This window comes from Lysinibacillus sp. FW301-JW8 (genome assembly GCF_058788755.1).
Genome location: NZ_JBYTBB010000084.1, coordinates 1 through 20,502, shown reverse-complemented (window position 1 = coordinate 20,502; position 20,502 = coordinate 1). Strand labels below are relative to the sequence as shown.

Genomic DNA, 20,502 nt, shown 5'->3' with positions numbered 1-20,502 from the left:
TCGTTTTGAAAAAGGGCTATACTTTTTAATTTGTCACCTTGATTTCATTGACATAATAGTATTTCAACAACATGAAATGACCACTCATCATAGAGTGGTCATTTAAATCTTTAAAGTATTGATTTCAAAAGGTTTGTGTTATTATAGTTCACGTATCTAAATTAAGTACATTAAAAATAAGTAAAGTAAGAAACACAATGTAATGTGATGTTGAAAGGATGATATATATTATGAGCTACGAGCTTACGAAAACCGTATCTCTATATACTCTAGGTTGTAAAGTAAACCATTATGAAACTGAGGCTATTTGGCAGCTGTTTAAAGAACAAGGCTATGAGCGTACTGAATTTGATCATCAAGCAGACGTTTATGTCATAAATACATGTACCGTAACAAATACTGGGGACAAAAAATCTCGTCAGGTGATTCGTCGGGCTGTACGTCAAAATCCAGATGCTGTCATTTGTGTTACAGGGTGCTACGCTCAAACATCTCCAGCAGAAATTATGGCAATTCCTGGTGTAGATATTGTTGTAGGAACGCAGGATCGTACAAAATTGCTTGGCTATATTGATCAATATCGCACTGAACGCCAACCAATTAATGCTGTACGCAATATCATGAAAAATCGTGTCTATGAAGAATTGGATGTACCTGCATTTACAGACCGTACACGTGCATCTTTAAAAATTCAAGAGGGCTGTAATAACTTCTGTACTTTTTGTATTATTCCATGGGCTCGCGGGTTAATGCGCTCACGAGATCCTAAGGAAGTACTACACCAAGCACAACAATTGGTGGACGCAGGTTATCTTGAAATTGTACTAACAGGCATTCATACAGGTGGCTATGGACAGGACTTAAAAGATTATAACTTAGCGCAGTTACTACGTGATTTAGAGGCGAATGTGAAAGGCTTAAAACGCTTACGTATTTCTTCAATTGAGGCTAGTCAATTAACAGATGAAGTCATTGAAGTTTTACGTGAATCAAACATTGTTGTTAATCACTTACACATTCCAATCCAGTCAGGTTCTGACACGGTTTTAAAACGCATGCGTCGTAAATATACAATGGAGTTCTTTGGTGAACGCCTAACAAAACTAAACGAGGCTTTACCAGACTTAGCTGTTACTTCTGATGTTATCGTAGGTTTCCCAGGTGAGACGGAAGAAGAGTTTATGGAAACATATAACTTTATTCGAGATCATAAATTCTCTGAGCTGCATGTATTTCCATTCTCTCCACGTACAGGGACACCAGCTGCACGTATGGAAGACCAAATTGATGAGGATATTAAAAACGAACGTGTTCACCGATTAATCGCTTTAAATGACCAGTTGGCGAAGGAATATGCCTCTCGCTTTGAAGATCAGGTTTTGGAGGTTATTCCAGAAGAGTTTGTTCATGATGGTAGTGAGGAAGAAGGACTACTAACAGGCTATACAGATAATTACTTAAAAGTAGTCTTTGAAGGCCCTGAGAATCTAATTGGACAGCTCGTGAAGGTGAAAATTACACAAGCAGGATACCCTCATTCTAAAGGACAATTTGTGCGTGTGTTAGAACCAGTTAAATAATTAAAAGGAGGATTGCCTATTTTTAATAGGTCAATCCTTTTTTGTTTTGTGTAGGGTAAAAAAGAATTGAAGCAGAGCGAAAGTCAGAGTAAGCTGATCAAAAAAGTCTAAAGCGGAGCGAAAGTCAGAGTAAGCTGATCAAAACAGAATGAGGCGGAGCGAAAATCAGAGCAAGCCGATCAAAAAAAGTCTAAAGCGGAGCGAAAGTCAGAGTAAGCTGATCAAAAAATACTAAAGCGGAGCGAAAATCAGAGCAAGCTGATCAAAAAATACTAAAGCGGAGCGAAAGTCAGAGTAAGCTGATCAAAAAATACTAAAACGGAGCGAAAATCAGAGCAAGCCGATCAAAAAATACTAAAGCGGAGCGAAAATCAGAGCAGGCTGATCAAAAAATACTAAACCGGAGCGAAAATCAGAGTAAGCCGATCAAAAAAGTCTAAGGCGGAGCGAAAATCAGGGTAAGCTGATCAAAAAAGAAGCACTCCTGGTAACAATAAATAAAAGAAATTAGACGATAATGTAAAAAAGTGATATGATTCCAAGAGGTACGTACATCTTGGAATGCGAAGGAGAGTTTTATAATGGGACAAAATTTTGCACGTATGATCGATCATACTTTATTAAAGGCTGAGGCTAAGCAAGAACAAATTGAAAAACTTTGTGCAGAGGCAAAACAATTTAGCTTTGCTTCAGTATGTGTAAATCCGACATGGGTTAAGTACAGCAGTGAGTTATTACAAGGATCAGACGTTGTAGTGTGTACAGTTATTGGTTTCCCACTTGGTGCCAGTACTTCAACGGTCAAAGCATTTGAGGTAAAAGATGCAATTGCGAACGGTGCAAAAGAAGTGGATATGGTTATTAATATCGGTGCATTAAAGGATAAAAAATATGATGTTGTACAAGCCGAGATTGCAGCGGTGGTTGAAGCAGCAAAAGGTAGTGCACTTGTGAAGGTTATTATTGAAGCATGCCTACTAACAGATGAAGAGAAAGTAAAAGCATGTGAATTATCGGTGGCAGCAGGTGCTGATTATGTGAAAACTTCAACAGGTTTTTCTACAGGTGGCGCAACAGCAGAGGATATTGCGTTAATGCGTAAAACAGTAGGTCCAGAGCTTGGTGTAAAAGCTTCTGGGGGTGTACGAAGCTTAGAGGATATGAAAAAGATGGTGGAGGCAGGGGCTACTCGTATTGGAGCAAGCTCGGGCGTAGCAATTATGAATGGCTTAATTTCAGACTCTAATTATTAATAGTAATGAAAATCCTTAAATAGTCAGGGATACGGGGCTGTTCTTTATGAACTAGCCCCACTTTTAGCCCCAACTTCATATAAACTCTGACTAAATGCCGCTACGGATGCCTCTTCCATTTCTTTAAGAACATGACCATATATTTCGTAAATCATTTTAGGAGTGTTTCCTAAACGTTCTGCTATGACCTTAACATTCAGACCACGATTCAATAAAATAGTGCAATGCGTGTGCCTTAAACCATGTAAAGTTATTTTGGGAAGCCTGGTTCTTTGAATAATCTTATACATGATTTTGGCTGTGTTGTTCGGTCCTATAGGCTCCCCTGACAAATGTGAAATAAAAACAAATGTATCATCATTCTCGTATTCATCTTCATCCATCAGTTTTAGTCCATACGACAACAATTTTTGCTTACACCATTTTTTATAGGTTTCTAATTGCTTCATAACAGCTTCTTCCACTAAAATGGTTCTATAGCTGTTTAGTGTTTTAGGCTTATGGGTGCCTCCATAATCCCTGGAACGTTCAATTGTAATTGTATGCTCTTTAAAATTAATATTTTTCCACTGTAATCCACATGCTTCACCGCAGCGCATTCCTGTATAAGCAATTACGAGTAAAAAAGTGTAATTTGTGATGTTTTCATTTTGTTTAGCATCATTCAAAAAAGTTACTAATTCGGTAGGTGTGAGATAATTTTCTTGTTTCTTTCCAGTCTCATCCCTTTTAGTATTAGCAGGTAGTACAATGTCAACAAGAGGATTGTGGAGCAATATTCTTTCTTTAATAGCAGCATTAATAATTGTTTTAAAGACATTGTGAGCTTGATGCACTGTACTAGGCTTGTACTGTTCTGCTAACACATCTATAAAGTTTTCTTGATAGATAACATCATTAAGGTTTTGAAGCTTATAGCGCCCTAGCAAAGGCTTAAAATGGAGACGTATAGCTTGTTCACGAATGAGAACTGAATTATCGCTCCATTTTTTCTTTTTACAATTCTTCTCAAACCATAGATCTACATAATCACTAATAGTTAAATTATCATTTTCTATATGTTTAGTTTCACCGCGCAGCGTTGCAGCTTTTACTACCAGTAGGGCTTTCAATGCTGCTTTTTCTGTTTTAAAGCCACTTTTCTTCTTTTCTCTCCGCTTTCCAGTAGCATCATAATACTTATGCCTAAACATCCACAGTTTTTCTTTATTCGCATTGAAATAGTGATATATTTCTGGTTCTTTTGCTGATTTATATAGTTTCACCTTGTCCATTCCTTTCATGCTTGGGCGAGCGTGTGTATAGGAATAGGTGAGTGTTATTTTTTTAAATTGTATTCAGGAAAAAGCGCTTTTAACATGTCTAGAATACGTTGACGGTCTTGAATAGTTAAGAGATGTCCATTGTAATAAGGTTGTATGTTTTCGATTTCGAAAGCTACACTCTTTAGTTCTAGCAGATTTTTAATGTCTAAAGCACTTTCCAAGGCTTTTGTACGCGAAACTAAACGTTCAATTTGGTTTCTATCAGCAAAATCGACGAATGCATCTACAGTTGGACCATCAATCACCTCTAAGATTTCATCATATTTACCAATTCGTAAAAGATCTATAAAACTTATATCCAGCACTTGCGATATTTTTTGAAGGGTGCTAGTGGACGGTTTCCTTTTCCCGGTTTCAATCTGGGAGAGATAAGAATGCGAAAGATCAATAGAATCAGCTAATTCTCTTAAAGTTAGAGAGTTAGCTTTTCTTTTTTCTTTTATATAATTTCCGATATTCAAGAGTTCACTTCCTTTTGATATTTCTCTCTTTTGTATTGATTATATACAAAATGTTGCAGTTTGCAAATTTTGATTTATGTTTGGTTGCAAATAGTAACATTATATATTATGATTTGTTTACAAGTTGCAACCAATTCTTTTGGTAATAAATTAAGGAGGGGTTTTTATGATTCCTACTGCAAGTATTGAAGTTCAAATTGATGCTCAGGCTATTCGCCAGTATATCCAAAAACAGCTTGATGAAGAGATTCAACAAACATTATGGCTAGTTGATCTAGACAAAATAGCAGAGCTTACATGTATGTCTAAGCGATGGCTAGAAGATGAAGTTATTTCGGATATACGCATGAAGGCAATAGAGATTAAGAAGAATCGAAAACGTTGGTGGCCAGCAAGACAGGCTTTTGAAGTTATCAGTGAAATAACTAGTGAATGGTAAAAATACACGCTTGGGCGAGCGTGTGATATGGGAAGGAGGTGGTTTACCTGTTTAGATACAGAATTTTTACTTCAGAAAAGGCTTTAGGAGATAGCAGAATACCGAAAACATTTGTATGTTCATTTGAAAAACCAGTTCATGAATTATTAGACGATAGTAAATCTTACATCGTTTTGCCAGATGGCTACACAGTGATGAAACATTCGATTACTTATATTCAAGACATTACAAACGGTGAATAGGGAGAAAACTTATTCTTATGTTTAAAGTAGGTGAAAAATAAAAATGCATTACAACATAGAGTTAACGATATCGGCAGCTGGAAACCGAAAATCAACAAAATGGCCAGCTCAAAAAATATTGTGGTCTGATTTTATTAACAAATTAAAAACACCTGTGCGTAGTACGGAAACGTTAAATGATTACTTAAAAATGCCTAAGTCACAGCAAGATGAACTAAAAGACGTTGGTGGTTTTGTTGGTGGATGGTTCCGAGATGATAGAAGAAAAACATCAAATGTGCTTGGGAGGGATGTTCTTACACTTGATCTTGATAACATTCCTTCCAGTGGTACTCAAGATGTGCTTAGAAGGTTGGAAGGGCTAGGATGTACCTACGTTACGTACAGCACCCGAAAGCACAGCGATTATAAACCGAGGCTACGTGTAATAGTTCCTACTAATAGAACAATGAATTCGGATGAATACGAACCTATTGCTCGTAAGCTTGCCAGTTTAATAGGTATCGAGTTAGCGGATCCCACTACGTTTGAGGTAGCTCGATTAATGTATTGGCCAAGCTGTTCAGCTGATAGTCAATATGTGTTCCAATATGCAGATAAACCGTTTTTAGACGTTGATGGCGTATTAAAGATGTATGGCAACTGGTGTAACATTCAGGAATGGCCAGAAGTGCCAGGGGCATCAACTATTCCAACTCGTAATCTAGCAAAACAGGGAAACCCTTTAGAAAAAAATGGTGCAGTTGGAGCCTTTTGTCGTGTGTATGATGTCCATGCTGCAATCGATAAATTTTTACCTGGCATCTATACACTAACAGATGACGGCACCGGTCGTTACACCTTTCTAGGCGGTTCGACTGTTGGCGGTGCTGTTATTTATGAAGATGGATTATTTCTTTTCTCCCATCATGCAACGGATCCGTGTAGTGGCAAATTAGTAAACGCCTTTGACCTGATCCGTTTGCATAAATACGGTGATTTAGATGATGAAGCAAAGGCAGATACACCGGTAAATAAATTACCTTCATTTATACAGATGGTTCAATTCGCCTCAGAGTTAGAAGATGTAAAAGCAGAGTTGGCTGCTGCAAGAGTAGCAAGTCTACATCAGGATTTCGGAAACCCTGTAAATCCTCAAGATTTAGAGTGGTATAAAAAATTAAAGATAGATCCATACACAGGGAAGATTGCAGCAAGCACAGCGAACGTGGAATTTATACTTGAAAACGATTCCTTGTTAAAAGGGCGAATTAGAAAGGACACTTTTTACAATAACATAAAAGGTACTGCACCACTGCCCTGGGCACTAAGAGAAAATACAACGGGTATCTTTACTTGGACAGATGAGGATATTTCAGGGCTAGAAGTATACCTTGAAAAAAAATATGAGATTACAGCAGAAAGGCGAATCTATAAAGCTTTTATAGAGATTTATAATCGTTATCAATTCCACCCTGTTCAAGATTATCTAAATTCGCTTGTGTGGGATGGCATACCGAGGGCTGAAAGAATGTTCATTGATTGGTTAGGTGCCGAGGATATACCAGGCTACACAAGATTAGCTACAAAGCAATTTTTAAAAGCTATGGTGAAAAGAATTTTTGAACCTGGTTGTGAGTATCAGGAAATGATTGTGCTAATAGGTGAACAAGGGATATACAAGTCTAATATATTCCGAGATTTGTCCAAAGGTTGGCACCTTGATAGTTTAGACAGTACAGAAACCAAGATAGTTGGAGAACGAACTGAGGGTACGTGGATAGTAACCCTTGATGAATTGAAACTCTTTAAAAAGTTAAGCGAAGAAGCCAAGAAAGAGTTCATCAGTAGAAGGATGGAGAAGTATCGTGCAGCCTATGCAAAGCTTACAAAAGAATACTTAAGGCAGTTTGTGTTAGTAGGCACATCAAATAAGACTGAGATTCTAAGTGACTATACAGGGGATAGACGTTATATACCTATCCTGTGTGGTCCTAAAGAATACGTGATGCAAAAGGAGCCTGAGAAGTATTTCAAGAATCACGTAGATCAGATATTGGCAGAGGCGGTCATGATGTATCGTGAGGATCCTTTTATCGGCATACCTAAAGAACATTGGCCCGTTTTTGATGAGCAGAGGAAGCAGTTCCAGTATGACAATGAGTATGCAGAAGATGTTCAAAAGGCTATTGAAGTGCTGGGCTACCCTGATAAAATTTCAGTTGAAATGGTGGCGGAAAAGCTGCTCTATGTAGGTGAGCGTCCAACAAGAGAAATTAAGATGAAGATTAAAGAAGCCATAAAGCTGGTGGACTGTTACAAGTCTGTCATGAAAGTGATGTTTATCCAAGGAAAATCTACTAGAAACGGTTTTATAAAAGTGAAATAGTCAATTTGTAATTTTGTAATGTTATTTGTAATGTATTTAAACCTTACTGCCACAAGGGTTTATCTAATAAACATTACAAATTACATTATATATAAAGTTTTAATTATTTAGGTAGTATAGGCAGATTAGGTAAAACACCTATTCCACCTAATCTCTCTAATCTGCCTAATTATATATATATACGTAAAAAATTTGTAATGTAATATTTTTTAGTTTTAAAGCCTTCAAACCGTTGATATGAATGAGTTTTAGGATATTACAAAACGAATTACAAATCACCTGACTACTCTAGGTTAGTAGATCGATACAAGCTTGTCATGAAAGTCATGAAGATTCAAGACAAGCCAACAAGGGATGGTTTTATAAAAGCAGAATAACTTTGTGACCTTTGTGACCTGTTTTGTAACCTCATTCAACCTTACAGCTATAAGGGTTTATCTAATAAAGGTCACAAGTCACACTATTTATAAAGATTAATTATTTAGGGGAGATAGAGAAATTAGGTAAAACCCTATTCTACCTAATCTCTCTAATCTGCCTAATTATATATGTATAAGAAAAATATTTGTGACCGTGACTTTTTTAATTTTTACAGGTTCAAACCCTTGATATGACTGGATTTTTAGCGGTCACAAATTAAGTCACAAAACTCCCAACTTACTCTAGGTTAGTAGGATTGGTTAAATAACAGTAAAAAAGGACATGTAGCATAATAAAAATTGATGAAATGAGGATGAAATCATGAGTGATGTAGCATTGAAAGTATTGGAATATATTCGAGAGAATCCAGGTACAAGTTATGTGGAGGTTGAACGTGTATTTGAAGCAGTAGGGTTTGATTATGAGGGTGGACTTGAAATTTATGACGGAGAGTTTGAGAATATTATCTTTTGGACTGGGTGGAATGAAGAGGCGATTATGTTAATGATTGAGTTGCAGCAACAAGAATTGATTGTCAAAGAGCCAGCAGAGCCACTCTTTTATTTAATTGACGGTAAATATTTACGGCTACCTTTGGTTGAGCGTATTAAACAGTATAAAACTCCGCATTGGCTACCTATAACATTTGTAGCAACTCCTCAAGTATTAGTGTGAGGAATACTATAAAGTAGGCGTTCAAAATGCAGTCCAATGATCTATCACATGCCAGGGTTCAGACTAATAGTAACGTTACTAAATTCAATAGTAACGTTACTTTTCAAATGGAACGGAGTACAACAGTTACCGAACGGAACAGCAATGTTGTACTCCAATGAAAAAAGCCTTATAAAGCGCAGTATTATAGCATTTGTGGGTGTAGTGGACCAATAGCAGCGTTCCATTCCGAAACGGAACTCAATTGCTAAAAAGGTTGCAACGGATGCAACGGTCCGAAACAAACAAATAGCCTCACATTTATACCTGGTTGTATGCGACATACTAAATTTGATGAGGAAAGGTATGCACTAGAACAGATGATTTATAGACGTGTTGAGTTATGGATAAAAAAAGTGAGGTGAGCGACTATGAATTTAGCAGCAATAAGTGATGAATTTGGAGAGCAACTGGCGGTAATGACTGAAGGAACAAGGTATGAAATAGTTAATGAACTTGATAAAGATGATTCATTGATAGAAGGACGGATCCGTAACACTTTATATAACTTGTGGAAGGATTCTACTTCAGATGAGCTGGCCAACTATTTAGAACGAACAGCAGAACGCTATTTTCAGGAGTTGTATGAGTTTTCTTATGGTGTTACTTCATACGATAATGATTGTTGGTTAGCAAAAGGTACTGAACGTTTAGCCTTAATGATAGTAGCTGAAAAAGAAAATCGTAGACGACAAATAGAACGCCTCAGAAAGGGCTACAAGCGTTTTAATAGGATTTTGGAGCAATTACCCACAAAAGATAATGAAGTGCTTCAGCAGTTCTATATGAAGCGTCAGAAGGTTGATTATGAGCTGTTGCGAGGCGTAATAAAAAAGCATCTAACAACGATAGAAGCAGTTTATGCTGCAGACACAGCAGCAGCCGAACAGCGTACAAAAGAGATCAGCGATAAGATTGAAGGACCAGCACCAAAAATAAAGTATTAGGACTGGTGTAGTGCTTCCTGAATGTAGGAGTTCATGTTAAGAAATGCTAAGGTTGCAACGTTCCAAAACGCAACTCAATTCACTTCCCAAACGGAACAGCACCCAAAGAAAACGTATGGTATTCGTGATGTTAGAGCCTTGCAAATCCTAACATTTAACGGAGTACTCCAATCAACTACAACAATTTTTCGTAGTACTACCATGCTACAGAACGACAAAAAGGATGCAACCATGCAACCCAAAAAACTAAAAGGTTGCAACCATTTTGAGCGTTTACGAAACACAACAGCCTTACTATTACACCCCATGAAACCCCAAGATTATATTGCTTTTAAGAATGATAAGTGAATGGAACGCTCCAATCATTTTACGGAACGTTCCAAAGCAGTGCTCCATTACTTTTCCAAAACGAACACTGATTAAGGGGGTGGTACTATGCAACGAGATGAAGGAGGACGGTTTTTACCTGGTAATACTGTAGCACAAGGTAACAGAGGCAATACAAAGCCGAAGTATGGGAATCAGAACGCAAAGAAACATGGCCTATTTTCAAAGGTGCTACATGGTCAACGAATTGAAGGGGATGACTTGATCTTATATGCCTATCATAAAGGGATAGCTATTCGATTCTATAAAGATGAATGGGTACATACTGGGGATGGTTTCATCATTTTTGGTGAGAAAGCAGCACAAGCCGCTTCTTTGCTTAGTATGTCATTTGAAAAGATAATGGTTAAGTGTGATGAAGTTTTTATGTAGGTACTACATGACTTGATAGAGTAACTACACATGAAAGGAGTCGTATGCATGTTTTGTGTGGTTCAGAAAATACAAAAGAAAAAGCAGGATCCGTATGGCACACACAAAGAAATCATTGCCACTGAAACAAAATTCGGCTTTGCTGGCGATGAACCTAAGACTTCATACGGTTACACATACAGCAATGAAAGATTTGAAAGACCTATATTAGACGCCTATAAAATTAGTATTCACCACTCTTATAGAGAACAGGGCAAAGTGAAAAAGAAACAATGGGTGATCTGCACAATGAGTTACTATGATTTGATAGACTCCTGGTATGGAGATCATTACATTCATAGGAAACTAGCCACACAATTAGATGAAATGGGTATTGATGAAGATACCTTTCATAAGCTAATCAATATTAAGCTAGAACCGTTAATAGAGCAAATTGAGCAGGAGTTCCAGTTTACAGAAGAATATAGAGTGAAGAAGGAACAAGAAGCGCTTCTGGCGGCACACAGAACAGCAGAAGAAGCGTTTGAAAAGGAATATGGACAAGGTGAATACAGGTATTGTTATGACATATTTGGGACTTTACGTAATCCAGTTTACTTAGAAGAGCTAAAGTTTAAGAAAAAGGTGGAGGAAGAATACGCAAGGCGTAGTTACGAGGAAAGCAATAAACGTAACTACAATTCGTATGGCAGTAGTAGTTACTACACCGCTTCACAAAGTAACTACACAGATGATGAAAAGAAAGTGCTACATGAAATCTATCGTATGGCATCTAAGAAGTTTCATCCAGATGTGTCTGGGGATGATGGTAGCAAGATGAAGTTTTTAACACAGTTGAAGGAGCAATGGGGATTATAAACAAAATATAGGAGATTTCTCATCAGTTGCCCCGAAGTGGAGTTAAAGATAAATGAATAGAAGAATCGCCTTTTTTCGGAAAAAATGCTTTAGCTAAAGCTGCTGAATATACATTAAATCAATAAAAGCTTTGTTCAAAAGCCATCCAAGCAACATTTGGAAAATAAAGTAGCCGTATATCTAATTAAAAAAACAAAGATATACGGCTATTCGTGATTTAATGTGTACCGAAAGGGGCGCTATTTTTTAAACTTTGGGCTTATGATTTCTATTTACTTAATCATAAAAGAGGAAAAATAAGAAAGAATATCCTCATGAAAAGCTCAAACTAAATTAAATCTTCGAGCTTTTCAACATATTTAATCAAGTTTATAATTCTTTATTTTTATACTACGATCCAACAGAAGATTTATTTCCCTCACGAATACGTTCCATGAATAATAATTTTACCTCTTCATCTTCAAAATATACTCTGCAACCATCAATCCCTCTAGTTAATAACACGTAATAAATATTTTTTATATAATTTGTTAATTCTTCATTATTTAATGGATTATCTGTAGGGTTTCCACCAATGTCAAAGTATGCTTCTTCATCTGCTGCAAAATTTCCATTTTCCACAATCAAATCTTTTCCTACAATAACTCCTACATGATTCAAATCTACATTCTGTATAGCATGTATACAACCAATCTCTGATTCAGAGTTCGTTCTATTAACCCAGTTTTTTGAAGAGTAATTCCAATACCAACCTTTTTCTGTACCATCACTATTAAAACCTTCTACCCAGTCAAAAGTTCTGAATTTATATTTATCTTCTTTTTTCTCTAATTTCTGATAATCCTCATTGTTTTTATATTTATCACTTCTAGAAACCCATTTTCTTGAATAACCTGCAATTACTCTATTTCTAGGTTTACTTGGAATATCATTGGCATCTTCTATATACTTAAACAACTCAGCGATTGAATTGCATAATCCAAAATATTTATTTTCAAATACTTTTGGATTAAAATTCTTATCCTTAGATATTCCTAATCCGTATAATATACCTTTCAAATAATCTTCACCAGTATAAAAGGGTTTCTTAGATGGTTTCTTATCAGTACAATTTATTCTAAATTGTTGAATTAAATTGCACTCAGCAAAATCATTCCTAAGAGCAAATTCGATAATTTCACCAGGCAAGATATTTTGTGGTTTAATTGATTGATCTTCATCAAATAATAATACTAATTGTTTAGTTCGTTTTAATAAGATTTTAAACTCATTTTCTTCTTCTGTTAAGTGTCCCTTAGTAACTTGATGTCCCAAATTTGTTTTATAATATCTATTCAATTTATGAGACTCATCGACAATTATTACATCATAAATTTCATTATGTTGCATAAAACTTGCAATCGTTGTTACAATAATCTTATTGACTAGCTCGAGTAAATTTATAACTTTTTTTACTGAATCAACAGTATTTGTACTAGTAATCATAGCAATTTTAAACTTATCTTTATTTAAATTATTCTCAGCAATAATTTTACCTAAAGCAATAAATAAAACAGATTTCCCTGTTCCCGCTCTTCCATATATTAAATGGCTTTTACTTTGATTTAACTCTGTAACACTTTCAATAGCATCAAGTTGAGCCTTGTCATATGTATTAAACGGGGAATATTTAAATACAAAAGCTTCTCTTAACTCATTTAAATCTGTATTTTTAACCAATTTCCTTTCCTTTAATTCGTTTTGCCAGAGTGGATACAATACATGTTCAATTATTTCATTTCGATATTCATACATTGCTTGTGCACTACCCAAATTATCATTATAAAGTTTAAACTTAGTTTTATCTTTTTCAGCAAACATATATTTTAGTATCAAATGCTCTAATGCTAAAATTGCTGAATCATTGTACAATAATTCACCATATATTAATAACACATCAGTAAACTTTTTAAATATCTCTTTATCTTTTCCTACTATATGTTGTTTATGTCGTTGTAAGAAAAATTCTTTCCCACCAGCTTTACCAATATATAATTCTTTCTCTGATAAATTATAATATATATACGTGACATATTTTTGAGTTAAAATCTGCTCAATAAATGTATGCTTTTTTTCCAGTTCATTTTGAGATGGTAATTGACCATTTATTAATGATAAATCAACTATTTTATATTTTGCCAAAGTAGAGTCCTCCTCGTTGTCTATTACTATTTAAAAATAATAATTTATTAATTTTCATTCTACTTTCAGAAAAATTTAACACACCGATATTATAATTTCTATGTACGCAACCCCTATTAAACGATTCTTTGCATATACAAATCACTCATTACTTTCATTATTTTTAATACATTCTTTTTTAATTAACTTTTAAAAACTTTATTAATTGTAAATTTAGATACATAAAAGAATAGTTAATTACTAATTTTAGGAATGTTCTCTATCAATTGTAACAAAAAAGAGCTTCGCTAACTCTAACAAATCACCAAAACTAAAAAATCATTGAATATAGTAGCAGTAACAGTGGTAAATCATACTATAAAAACTGTACGGAATTACGAAAAGATTATCCAAACGGAGTAGGTGCTGGTCATCCAGCTTATGATAGTAAGCATGATCGTGATAATGATGGATGGGCTTGTGAGAGATAGTTAAATGTATAAAATAGTTTCAATGATTTTTCGTAGATGAAATTCAAAAAAGAAATAATAGAATATGTATGATTAAAGACCACTCTATCTGGAGTGGTCTTTTACTATTCAATCTATCATCAAAATCTATAGAAATAAGCAATTTGAATTATTGTGGTTAAGGTATTTTCTCTTAGATTATATTTCTTATAAAGTATTTATATGGTAACTTTGGTATATAAAAATATATCTGGGGAGGAAATCATGCGTAAGTTACCTTTAGTAATTATTTTCTGTTTAATCTGTTCTTTAATTTTGCCACCTTCGGCTTTAGGGGCAAATACAGAATATGACCATGAAGCATTAATGGAATATGAAGGATATGGGCAAGCAATCTATGAGACATTGGTAGAGGAGACAGCCTATATTACTGGGCAATATACGAACAATAAAGAATATGTCAACAAATCAATTGACGAAGTAAAGGACTATGCAAAGTTTTGGTGGGGAGAAGCTAAAGAGCTAAATCATGCTAGCTTGCAAGACGTTGTCTCAGCTGGCGGAGGGTATTTTTTGACGATTGGTGATTGGTTTAAGAAAATGTTTGGCGGTTATGAGGAAAAGTATCATCCTCCTGTTGTAAGTGACTATAGCAAATATGTCACTTTAGATAATAGATGTTCTACGATGCCTAATTATTGTAACAGTTTTAGTGTTAATACGGGTTATGTGCTTGTTATTAATAATGACAAGCGATTTAAATATTCGGATGGTTATATAGATTTTCATTGGTTTGTCTCTGAGACTGGGAATGCTGATGGTACTGGTTATGGTAGATTGGTTATTAATAGTGGTCGAGTTTATGATGGTAAAACACTTTATTTTTCTCCTGGAGTTTATAATGCTTATTTTAAAAATCGATCCTACGAATATATTAACGGTGATTTTGGTAAAGCCGTCCAAGTTATTAATATTTTTGGCGTATCTGCGCACTTTGAGACAGATGACAGTGTAGTCATAATAGATGACAAACCTAATGATGATTTTGACAGGTTTAAAAAATATTTGGATGAAAAGCTAGACAAGATAGTTACACCTCAACCAAAGCCGTACCTAGTGTGTCCTAATGGCACTAAGATTCAGATGTCTGTATCGGGTAGCACCTTCTTGAATTCTGATGGTACAGTAACGGTGGTTAATAAAGACGGTACTGCACAAGTAGACAATGTAACTTGTCAGCTAGGATGGGAAAAACCAGAAGTTAAATATATAGATGATCGAGCTGCTATTCAGACACCAGACGGCAAATGGCAAGATGCTGAAACTGGAAAAGCTATTGTTGAAAAAAAGCCAACAGAACCAACAGAACCAACAGAACCAAGCAATCCAAGCTGTAATGATTCAGATAATATGGAAGTGGATTCAGGTCAGTGTGAGGGCGAACCTTACTTTGGCTCAAAGCTGGAGTTCATTTTCGGGAATGCAACGGGTAATAAAAACCACATAGAACGTTCTCTTGCCATGGAACTGCAGCTAAATAGCATTGGCATTTTTGACGATGCAAAAGGAAAGAAGCTTGTTTTGGATAATTTGTCTAATGCTTTCGATGATCCTTCGAGTATTCGGGAGACAAAAGAGAATGGTCGAGTAGTCAGAACGTCCGTCCTTACGGGTTCAAATGGTGAATTGAAAGTTGAATCTGTGTGGGATAAAGAGAAATTAATATCCGTTAAGCTTGGTGAAGATGTTGGTGAGGAGCCGGGAGAGGGTAATGGTGAAACTGGTTGGAGTATGCCTAAAGGTGGGGCAGTAATAGATGGTAGAAGATATTCTGAGCATGCTTTAGAAAGAATGGCTCCTGATACACCTGAAGTAAGGGCCGAGTTAACAACAAGAGCGCAAGCAAAAGCTACAGAAAAAGGTTTGGAGCCAGGAACTAAAGAGTATTATGATTTTGTTAGTAAATATGTTGATCCACGTGGAATAACTCCTACAGTTGTAGAAGATGTAATAAAAAATACATCTATAAAACCTGGGCGATATGAAGGTACCTTTATGCATCAAAATGAAAAAGTAACGGTAATCATAAATAGTAACGGAGATGTTATTACCGTTATACCGAGATAGGAGACTATAAAATGTTTATTAAATATGATGAGTATGAACTATTAGAATTGTTTGAAAAAGAACCTGTGGTCATTGGTGATGAAGAGGCGGGTATGTTTATTTACAGTAAAAATGATGACTTAGGATTTAAGCTAGTTTTGACAATTTCTATATATGAGAAACAATGTAATTTAAGTTTAAATTATCAAAGTTTAGCGACTCCAATTTTCGAATTTAATTTACTAGAAATTGATGCCTTAATCTGTGAAGATCAAAAACTAAAAATTATTAGTCACGATAATGAAAAAAGAGTTGAGGTTGTATTCAAACCACATTTTGCATTAAAAAAATTAAATTTATAATGAGCTTTTTATCTAATATTAAACGACCAAAGGAGAGGTGAAAGTGTTACATAGTACAAAGCTATTGAACAAAGTTTTAATGGTTCTTGTAGCCCTATTACTTTTATTTAGCACAAACTACGGGGCTTTTAAGACCTCAGAAGTGCATGCTAATGCTCTAACTGCCACATTTGAAGAATGGGCTGCAGCATCTTATGCAACTGCGGTTGTAGCTACCACAACTGTAGCAGCTAGTGCAATGCATACTGAACAATATTTAAAAGACAACATCGATGAAATGTATCAAACAGCTAAAGAGACATGGCCAAAAATGAGTGCCGATATGAAGTCAAACTTTTTAAGTAGCCTTAATCAGACGGCTGATGGAGTTATTGTGGCTGGAGATTGGATAACAGCTGGATTGGATGCACTTAAGTTTAAGTTTGGTTCATCGGATGCTACTATTCCAATGAGTTCGAATATTGGTCATAACGTTAATGGTCAACTTTATGCTTATTTTAATTTGCAAAAAACTCAAATTCATGTGCAGAGTTCTGATGGTTCTACACTTAGTGGTTCTTTAATTCGCATAGGTTCTAGTACGTACAGTGGTATTGCTTTTTCTTTGGAAATTGATGGTTGGGGTCAATTTTGGTCTCAATGGTATCGTGGTGATACTTTAGCATTGGGCGAACAGTATTTATCACAACTGGAAACATTGGGTGGCATTATGGATGTTAAATCTTTTATAGAAACTGTTTTTGGGACATCTGTGGTACTTACACTTGATGGTAATGTTTTTAATCCAAGTGATAATACTTATAATCGCATGGATCAATGGCTACGTGATGTGGCTATACCTGCAGGTAATTTAGGTGTTTATGTTCCAACAGATGCTATAGGATGGACACCAGATGGCTACCGTTTAGGATTATCTGAGGATGGACAGCAGTTGTTAAAATTACCAGACGGCACACCGTGGGAAGGTGACTATTCTTGGAGACAACCTCTATTGGATACGATTGATGGTCTACCTGCTATATTAGATAGTACTATAGGATCTTGGGTTGATCTTAAAACAGGTAAGAAAATACGTGACGCAACTATACCTGAAATGGCATCCGCTACTGGTGTGGATGAATCAACCGCTGAGTATGTTTTGGTTAGAGCTAAAGATGAGGAGAAGGCTAGAGAGGAAGAGAAGGATTCTGGTGAAGTTGGAAATTTATCAAGAGCACAAAAAAGAAATTTAGAAACTTTGGATAACATTGTAGAAGGTCATCTGACAGAAAAGGATTTCTCGGGCACTCTTCGAGATTTACAAGGGAATCCTGTACCAAAACCAGGTGGTGGATACTGGAATCACTTAAAAGAAATGAAGGATTCTTATAAGGGTTTAAATAAAATTAAAAAAGGATTAGAAGGTTCGTTAAAGAATCCGAATATGAATGAATCCGAGCGTAAAATACTACAAGAGGCATTAGATAAAGTAAACACATATATTAAAAAAATTGAAGATTTATTTTCTTCATATGGAGGTATTACAAAAATGTCTATAGGCATGACAATTGGTGAAGTTTATAATTTACCAGCCCCATACAGTAATGATGGTTATAGCTTGGAACAGTGGTATATGGAACTTTATAACAAACAGGAAGAAGGTTTATCAACGTTAGATGTTATTAGAATGTTAGAACAGAACATTTTGGAAGAGTTAGCAATTAAGAAGGCTGTTGAATTTTTACATGAAGATCCGTTAACGGGCAGTAAATTTGATGGTCAATTAATGGAGACTCTATTATCTACTGATTTGAATAAACTTAATGATTCTATTGGAGATATTAAAAAATTGGTTTCTGAAGTATCTTTAAAATTGAACGAGTTGGATTGGTTAAGTGTTGAAGATAAAGAGGAATTTGCCGATTTATTAAAAGACTTTCTAAATAAATCAACAAATAATATATAAATATTCTTTTAATCAAAAATGCATACAACCTATGGGTGATAGGTGGCAATAAATAGGCATTATCAAAACACTTACTTCGGTAGGTGTTTTTTTATTCATTATTTATTGTACATGTATGTCAGAAACAAGCATGCGAGGCTACTAAATCGGTAGTCTCTTCATAGTTGGATAAAGTTGATATATTTTCCTGTTAAATAGTATGATAGTTATATTATGTATATAGGGAGAATTTTATATGACTGAACAAGAAATGAAAAAAAGATGTTTTATTATAACTCCTATTGGTGGAGAAAGAAGCGATATTAGAGACGCATTAGACGGGTTATTAAAAAATGTATTAGAACCTATATTACATGATTTAGGATTTGATATTACTGTAGCACATCAAATGAAAGATTCTGGATCAATAAATACTCAACTAATTACAAGAATAATTGAAGATGAATTATGTATTGTTAACTTAACAGGTTTAAATCCTAATGTTATGTACGAATTAGCAATTAGACATGCTGTTGGGAAACCAGTGGTGATAATTGCGGAAAATGGAACAAAATTACCTTTTGATATTGTTGATCAAAGAACAATTTTCTATTCAAACACAATGTTAGGAGCAGTGCATTTAAGAGAAGCACTTAGCGAAATGGTTAACAATATTTTTTCTAATCCTGAACGTACTCCGGATAATCCAATTATTAGAATTATTAAAGATAATGCAATATTGGATAAAATTAAGAGTGATGGAGGAGAACATAGTGAATTAACTCTAGTGTTAAATAAAATATTAAATTTAGAAAAAATTGTTAATAACGAAAATAGAAACGTTATGATAGATGTCAAGAGGAGAAGTAAGTACCAGTATTTGTTGGTTTATAATGGTGAATTAGATTTAATTAAAATAATGATGTCATTTGGGAACAAATTTGAAATTATAGCGGGACCAACAAACGATAATGAAAAAAATAATAAAGTTTTCATTTTATTCACATCTCCTGTATCTAAACATGAATTGGAAGTATTCGAGAGATTAATAGAAGAACAAGGAGTAGTAGTAATTACATTAACTGAAGTAATAACAGAGGATAGCTTAAGCTTTTAGGTAGAGTCACTCTTTCGTTATTTAATAATAGGTTATAAACAAAAAAGTCTTAGATTATTTACGAGAAGGAACATTATAAAATTTTCTACTGCTATATATAAAAGCAACATTACAAAATATACAGCACTTATTGTTTATAAAACTAATTATGGTCACATCTACGACCGCTTAGAGAAGACGTACGAGCGTTTTTGCTCTATCTTGGATAGAGTTAACCTACACAAGATGTGGAAGTGCTAAAACAGTACTTTATAAAGCGAAAAAAGGTTGATTATGAGTTACTACGAGGAGTTGTGAAAAAGCATCTTAAATTTATCGAGGCATACTATGATAAAGACACAGAAGGTGCAGAGAAACGTTCAAAAGAAATCACAAAAGATATCGAAGGACCAGCACCAAAAGTTAAGACAATAACGGTGCAACAACTGGAAAAGAATAAAAAGAGAGCAATGAAGCAATTAAATAAATTGTTTAAATAGACACTTACCTTTTGGAGGGCACTGAAAAACTAAAAAAATTCACTTTTTTATATTAGAAATTTGTCTTTTGTTAGATTTGAAAACTTAAAAAAGTCGATTTGCATCACAATTTTTGTGGCAAATCGACTTTTTCAGTGCCCTTACCTTTTGGGGGGTGTTTTTCTATATCCACACTAAAATGCATTTTAAGATTAGCATGATTATAGAGACACTAATTAATTGAAGTTGCTGTCACTTTATATAATATTAAATGGAATATTTGTAATAATTGTAATTACATTATCCTATATGGTATATAATACTTTATGAGGTGATTATATGGAAAGTATATCAATAAAAAATTTAAGAAGTATAAAAGATTCTGGAGATATAAAAATTAAACCGTTAACGATACTTCTGGGTAAAAATAGTTCTGGAAAAAGTACATTTTTACGTTTTTTTCGTAAGCCCGTATTCAAATAACGCATATAATCACGTAGCACCTCTCGGTACTATAAAGGTATCAATTAAAGGAGGTG

18 protein-coding genes and 1 pseudogene are annotated in these 20,502 nt (G+C 34.7%); 16 read left to right on the top strand and 3 right to left on the bottom strand.

Features of this window, described 5'->3' with window-relative positions; translation table 11 throughout:
• The first annotated feature begins 230 nt into the window (after nucleotides 1-230).
• Complete coding sequence (mtaB, locus tag AC3WOM_RS23785; RefSeq protein WP_492448643.1) at nucleotides 231-1,580, top strand: tRNA (N(6)-L-threonylcarbamoyladenosine(37)-C(2))-methylthiotransferase MtaB; 1,350 nt, start codon at nucleotides 231-233, stop codon at nucleotides 1,578-1,580.
• 581 nt (nucleotides 1,581-2,161) lie between these two features.
• Nucleotides 2,162-2,833, top strand: coding sequence for a deoxyribose-phosphate aldolase (deoC, locus tag AC3WOM_RS23780; RefSeq protein WP_492448641.1), 672 nt, complete (start codon nucleotides 2,162-2,164; stop codon nucleotides 2,831-2,833).
• Nucleotides 2,834-2,877: 44 nt separating this feature from the next.
• Here the strand turns inward: deoC and AC3WOM_RS23775 are convergent, their stop codons facing one another.
• On the bottom strand, nucleotides 2,878-4,098 hold the full coding sequence (locus tag AC3WOM_RS23775) for a site-specific integrase (RefSeq protein WP_492448639.1): 1,221 nt from the start codon (nucleotides 4,096-4,098) through the stop codon (nucleotides 2,878-2,880).
• A 53-nt stretch (nucleotides 4,099-4,151) separates the two neighbouring features.
• The gene (locus tag AC3WOM_RS23770; protein ID WP_492448636.1) at nucleotides 4,152-4,619 is read right to left on the bottom strand and encodes a helix-turn-helix domain-containing protein; all 468 of its coding nucleotides are present in this window, start codon (nucleotides 4,617-4,619) and stop codon (nucleotides 4,152-4,154) included.
• A gap of 166 nt (nucleotides 4,620-4,785) precedes the next feature.
• Here AC3WOM_RS23770 and AC3WOM_RS23765 point away from each other — a divergent pair, with 166 nt between their 5' ends.
• The 7 genes from AC3WOM_RS23765 to AC3WOM_RS23735 all read left to right on the top strand — a co-directional run bounded on the left by AC3WOM_RS23765 (nucleotide 4,786) and on the right by AC3WOM_RS23735 (nucleotide 11,366).
• Nucleotides 4,786-5,058 carry a hypothetical protein gene (locus AC3WOM_RS23765; RefSeq protein ID WP_492448634.1) on the top strand — a complete coding sequence of 91 codons (273 nt, stop codon included), beginning with the start codon at nucleotides 4,786-4,788 and terminating at the stop codon, nucleotides 5,056-5,058.
• A gap of 285 nt (nucleotides 5,059-5,343) precedes the next feature.
• The gene (locus AC3WOM_RS23760) at nucleotides 5,344-7,668 is read left to right on the top strand and encodes a VapE domain-containing protein (protein WP_492448633.1); all 2,325 of its coding nucleotides are present in this window, start codon (nucleotides 5,344-5,346) and stop codon (nucleotides 7,666-7,668) included.
• A 741-nt stretch (nucleotides 7,669-8,409) separates the two neighbouring features.
• Nucleotides 8,410-8,763: a pathogenicity island protein gene (locus AC3WOM_RS23755; protein ID WP_492448631.1), complete on the top strand. Its 354-nt coding sequence runs from the start codon at nucleotides 8,410-8,412 to the stop codon at nucleotides 8,761-8,763.
• A 410-nt stretch (nucleotides 8,764-9,173) separates the two neighbouring features.
• Entirely contained in the window at nucleotides 9,174-9,749 is a 576-nt protein-coding gene (locus tag AC3WOM_RS23750; RefSeq protein WP_492448629.1) for a hypothetical protein, read from the top strand.
• Between the two features lie 33 nt (nucleotides 9,750-9,782).
• A complete protein-coding gene (locus AC3WOM_RS23745) occupies nucleotides 9,783-10,097 on the top strand; it encodes a hypothetical protein (RefSeq protein WP_492448628.1) in 315 nt (104 codons plus the stop codon).
• 87 nt (nucleotides 10,098-10,184) lie between these two features.
• Nucleotides 10,185-10,508 (top strand): hypothetical protein, encoded by a 324-nt coding sequence (locus tag AC3WOM_RS23740; RefSeq protein ID WP_492448627.1) that lies wholly within the window; start codon nucleotides 10,185-10,187, stop codon nucleotides 10,506-10,508.
• A 48-nt stretch (nucleotides 10,509-10,556) separates the two neighbouring features.
• Nucleotides 10,557-11,366, top strand: a complete 810-nt coding sequence (locus AC3WOM_RS23735) for a hypothetical protein (protein ID WP_492448625.1) — start codon at nucleotides 10,557-10,559, stop codon at nucleotides 11,364-11,366.
• 390 nt (nucleotides 11,367-11,756) lie between these two features.
• Here the strand turns inward: AC3WOM_RS23735 and AC3WOM_RS23730 are convergent, their stop codons facing one another.
• Nucleotides 11,757-13,547 (bottom strand): DNA/RNA helicase domain-containing protein, encoded by a 1,791-nt coding sequence (locus tag AC3WOM_RS23730; RefSeq protein WP_492448623.1) that lies wholly within the window; start codon nucleotides 13,545-13,547, stop codon nucleotides 11,757-11,759.
• A gap of 353 nt (nucleotides 13,548-13,900) precedes the next feature.
• Here AC3WOM_RS23730 and AC3WOM_RS23725 point away from each other — a divergent pair.
• From AC3WOM_RS23725 to AC3WOM_RS23695, 7 genes and pseudogenes are all read left to right on the top strand, one after another.
• A pseudogene (locus tag AC3WOM_RS23725) lies at nucleotides 13,901-14,017 on the top strand (excalibur calcium-binding domain-containing protein); the annotation flags it as partial.
• Nucleotides 14,018-14,260: 243 nt separating this feature from the next.
• Nucleotides 14,261-16,123, top strand: coding sequence for a hypothetical protein (locus tag AC3WOM_RS23720; protein ID WP_492448620.1), 1,863 nt, complete (start codon nucleotides 14,261-14,263; stop codon nucleotides 16,121-16,123).
• 11 nt (nucleotides 16,124-16,134) lie between these two features.
• Entirely contained in the window at nucleotides 16,135-16,464 is a 330-nt protein-coding gene (locus AC3WOM_RS23715) for a hypothetical protein (protein WP_492448618.1), read from the top strand.
• Between the two features lie 43 nt (nucleotides 16,465-16,507).
• A complete protein-coding gene (locus tag AC3WOM_RS23710; protein ID WP_492448616.1) occupies nucleotides 16,508-18,409 on the top strand; it encodes a contact-dependent growth inhibition system immunity protein in 1,902 nt (633 codons plus the stop codon).
• Between the two features lie 235 nt (nucleotides 18,410-18,644).
• Nucleotides 18,645-19,505, top strand: coding sequence for a hypothetical protein (locus AC3WOM_RS23705; protein WP_492448614.1), 861 nt, complete (start codon nucleotides 18,645-18,647; stop codon nucleotides 19,503-19,505).
• Between the two features lie 293 nt (nucleotides 19,506-19,798).
• Nucleotides 19,799-19,984, top strand: coding sequence for a hypothetical protein (locus AC3WOM_RS23700; protein ID WP_492448612.1), 186 nt, complete (start codon nucleotides 19,799-19,801; stop codon nucleotides 19,982-19,984).
• 318 nt (nucleotides 19,985-20,302) lie between these two features.
• A complete protein-coding gene (locus AC3WOM_RS23695) occupies nucleotides 20,303-20,446 on the top strand; it encodes an AAA family ATPase (protein WP_492448610.1) in 144 nt (47 codons plus the stop codon).
• Nucleotides 20,447-20,502 lie beyond the last annotated feature (56 nt).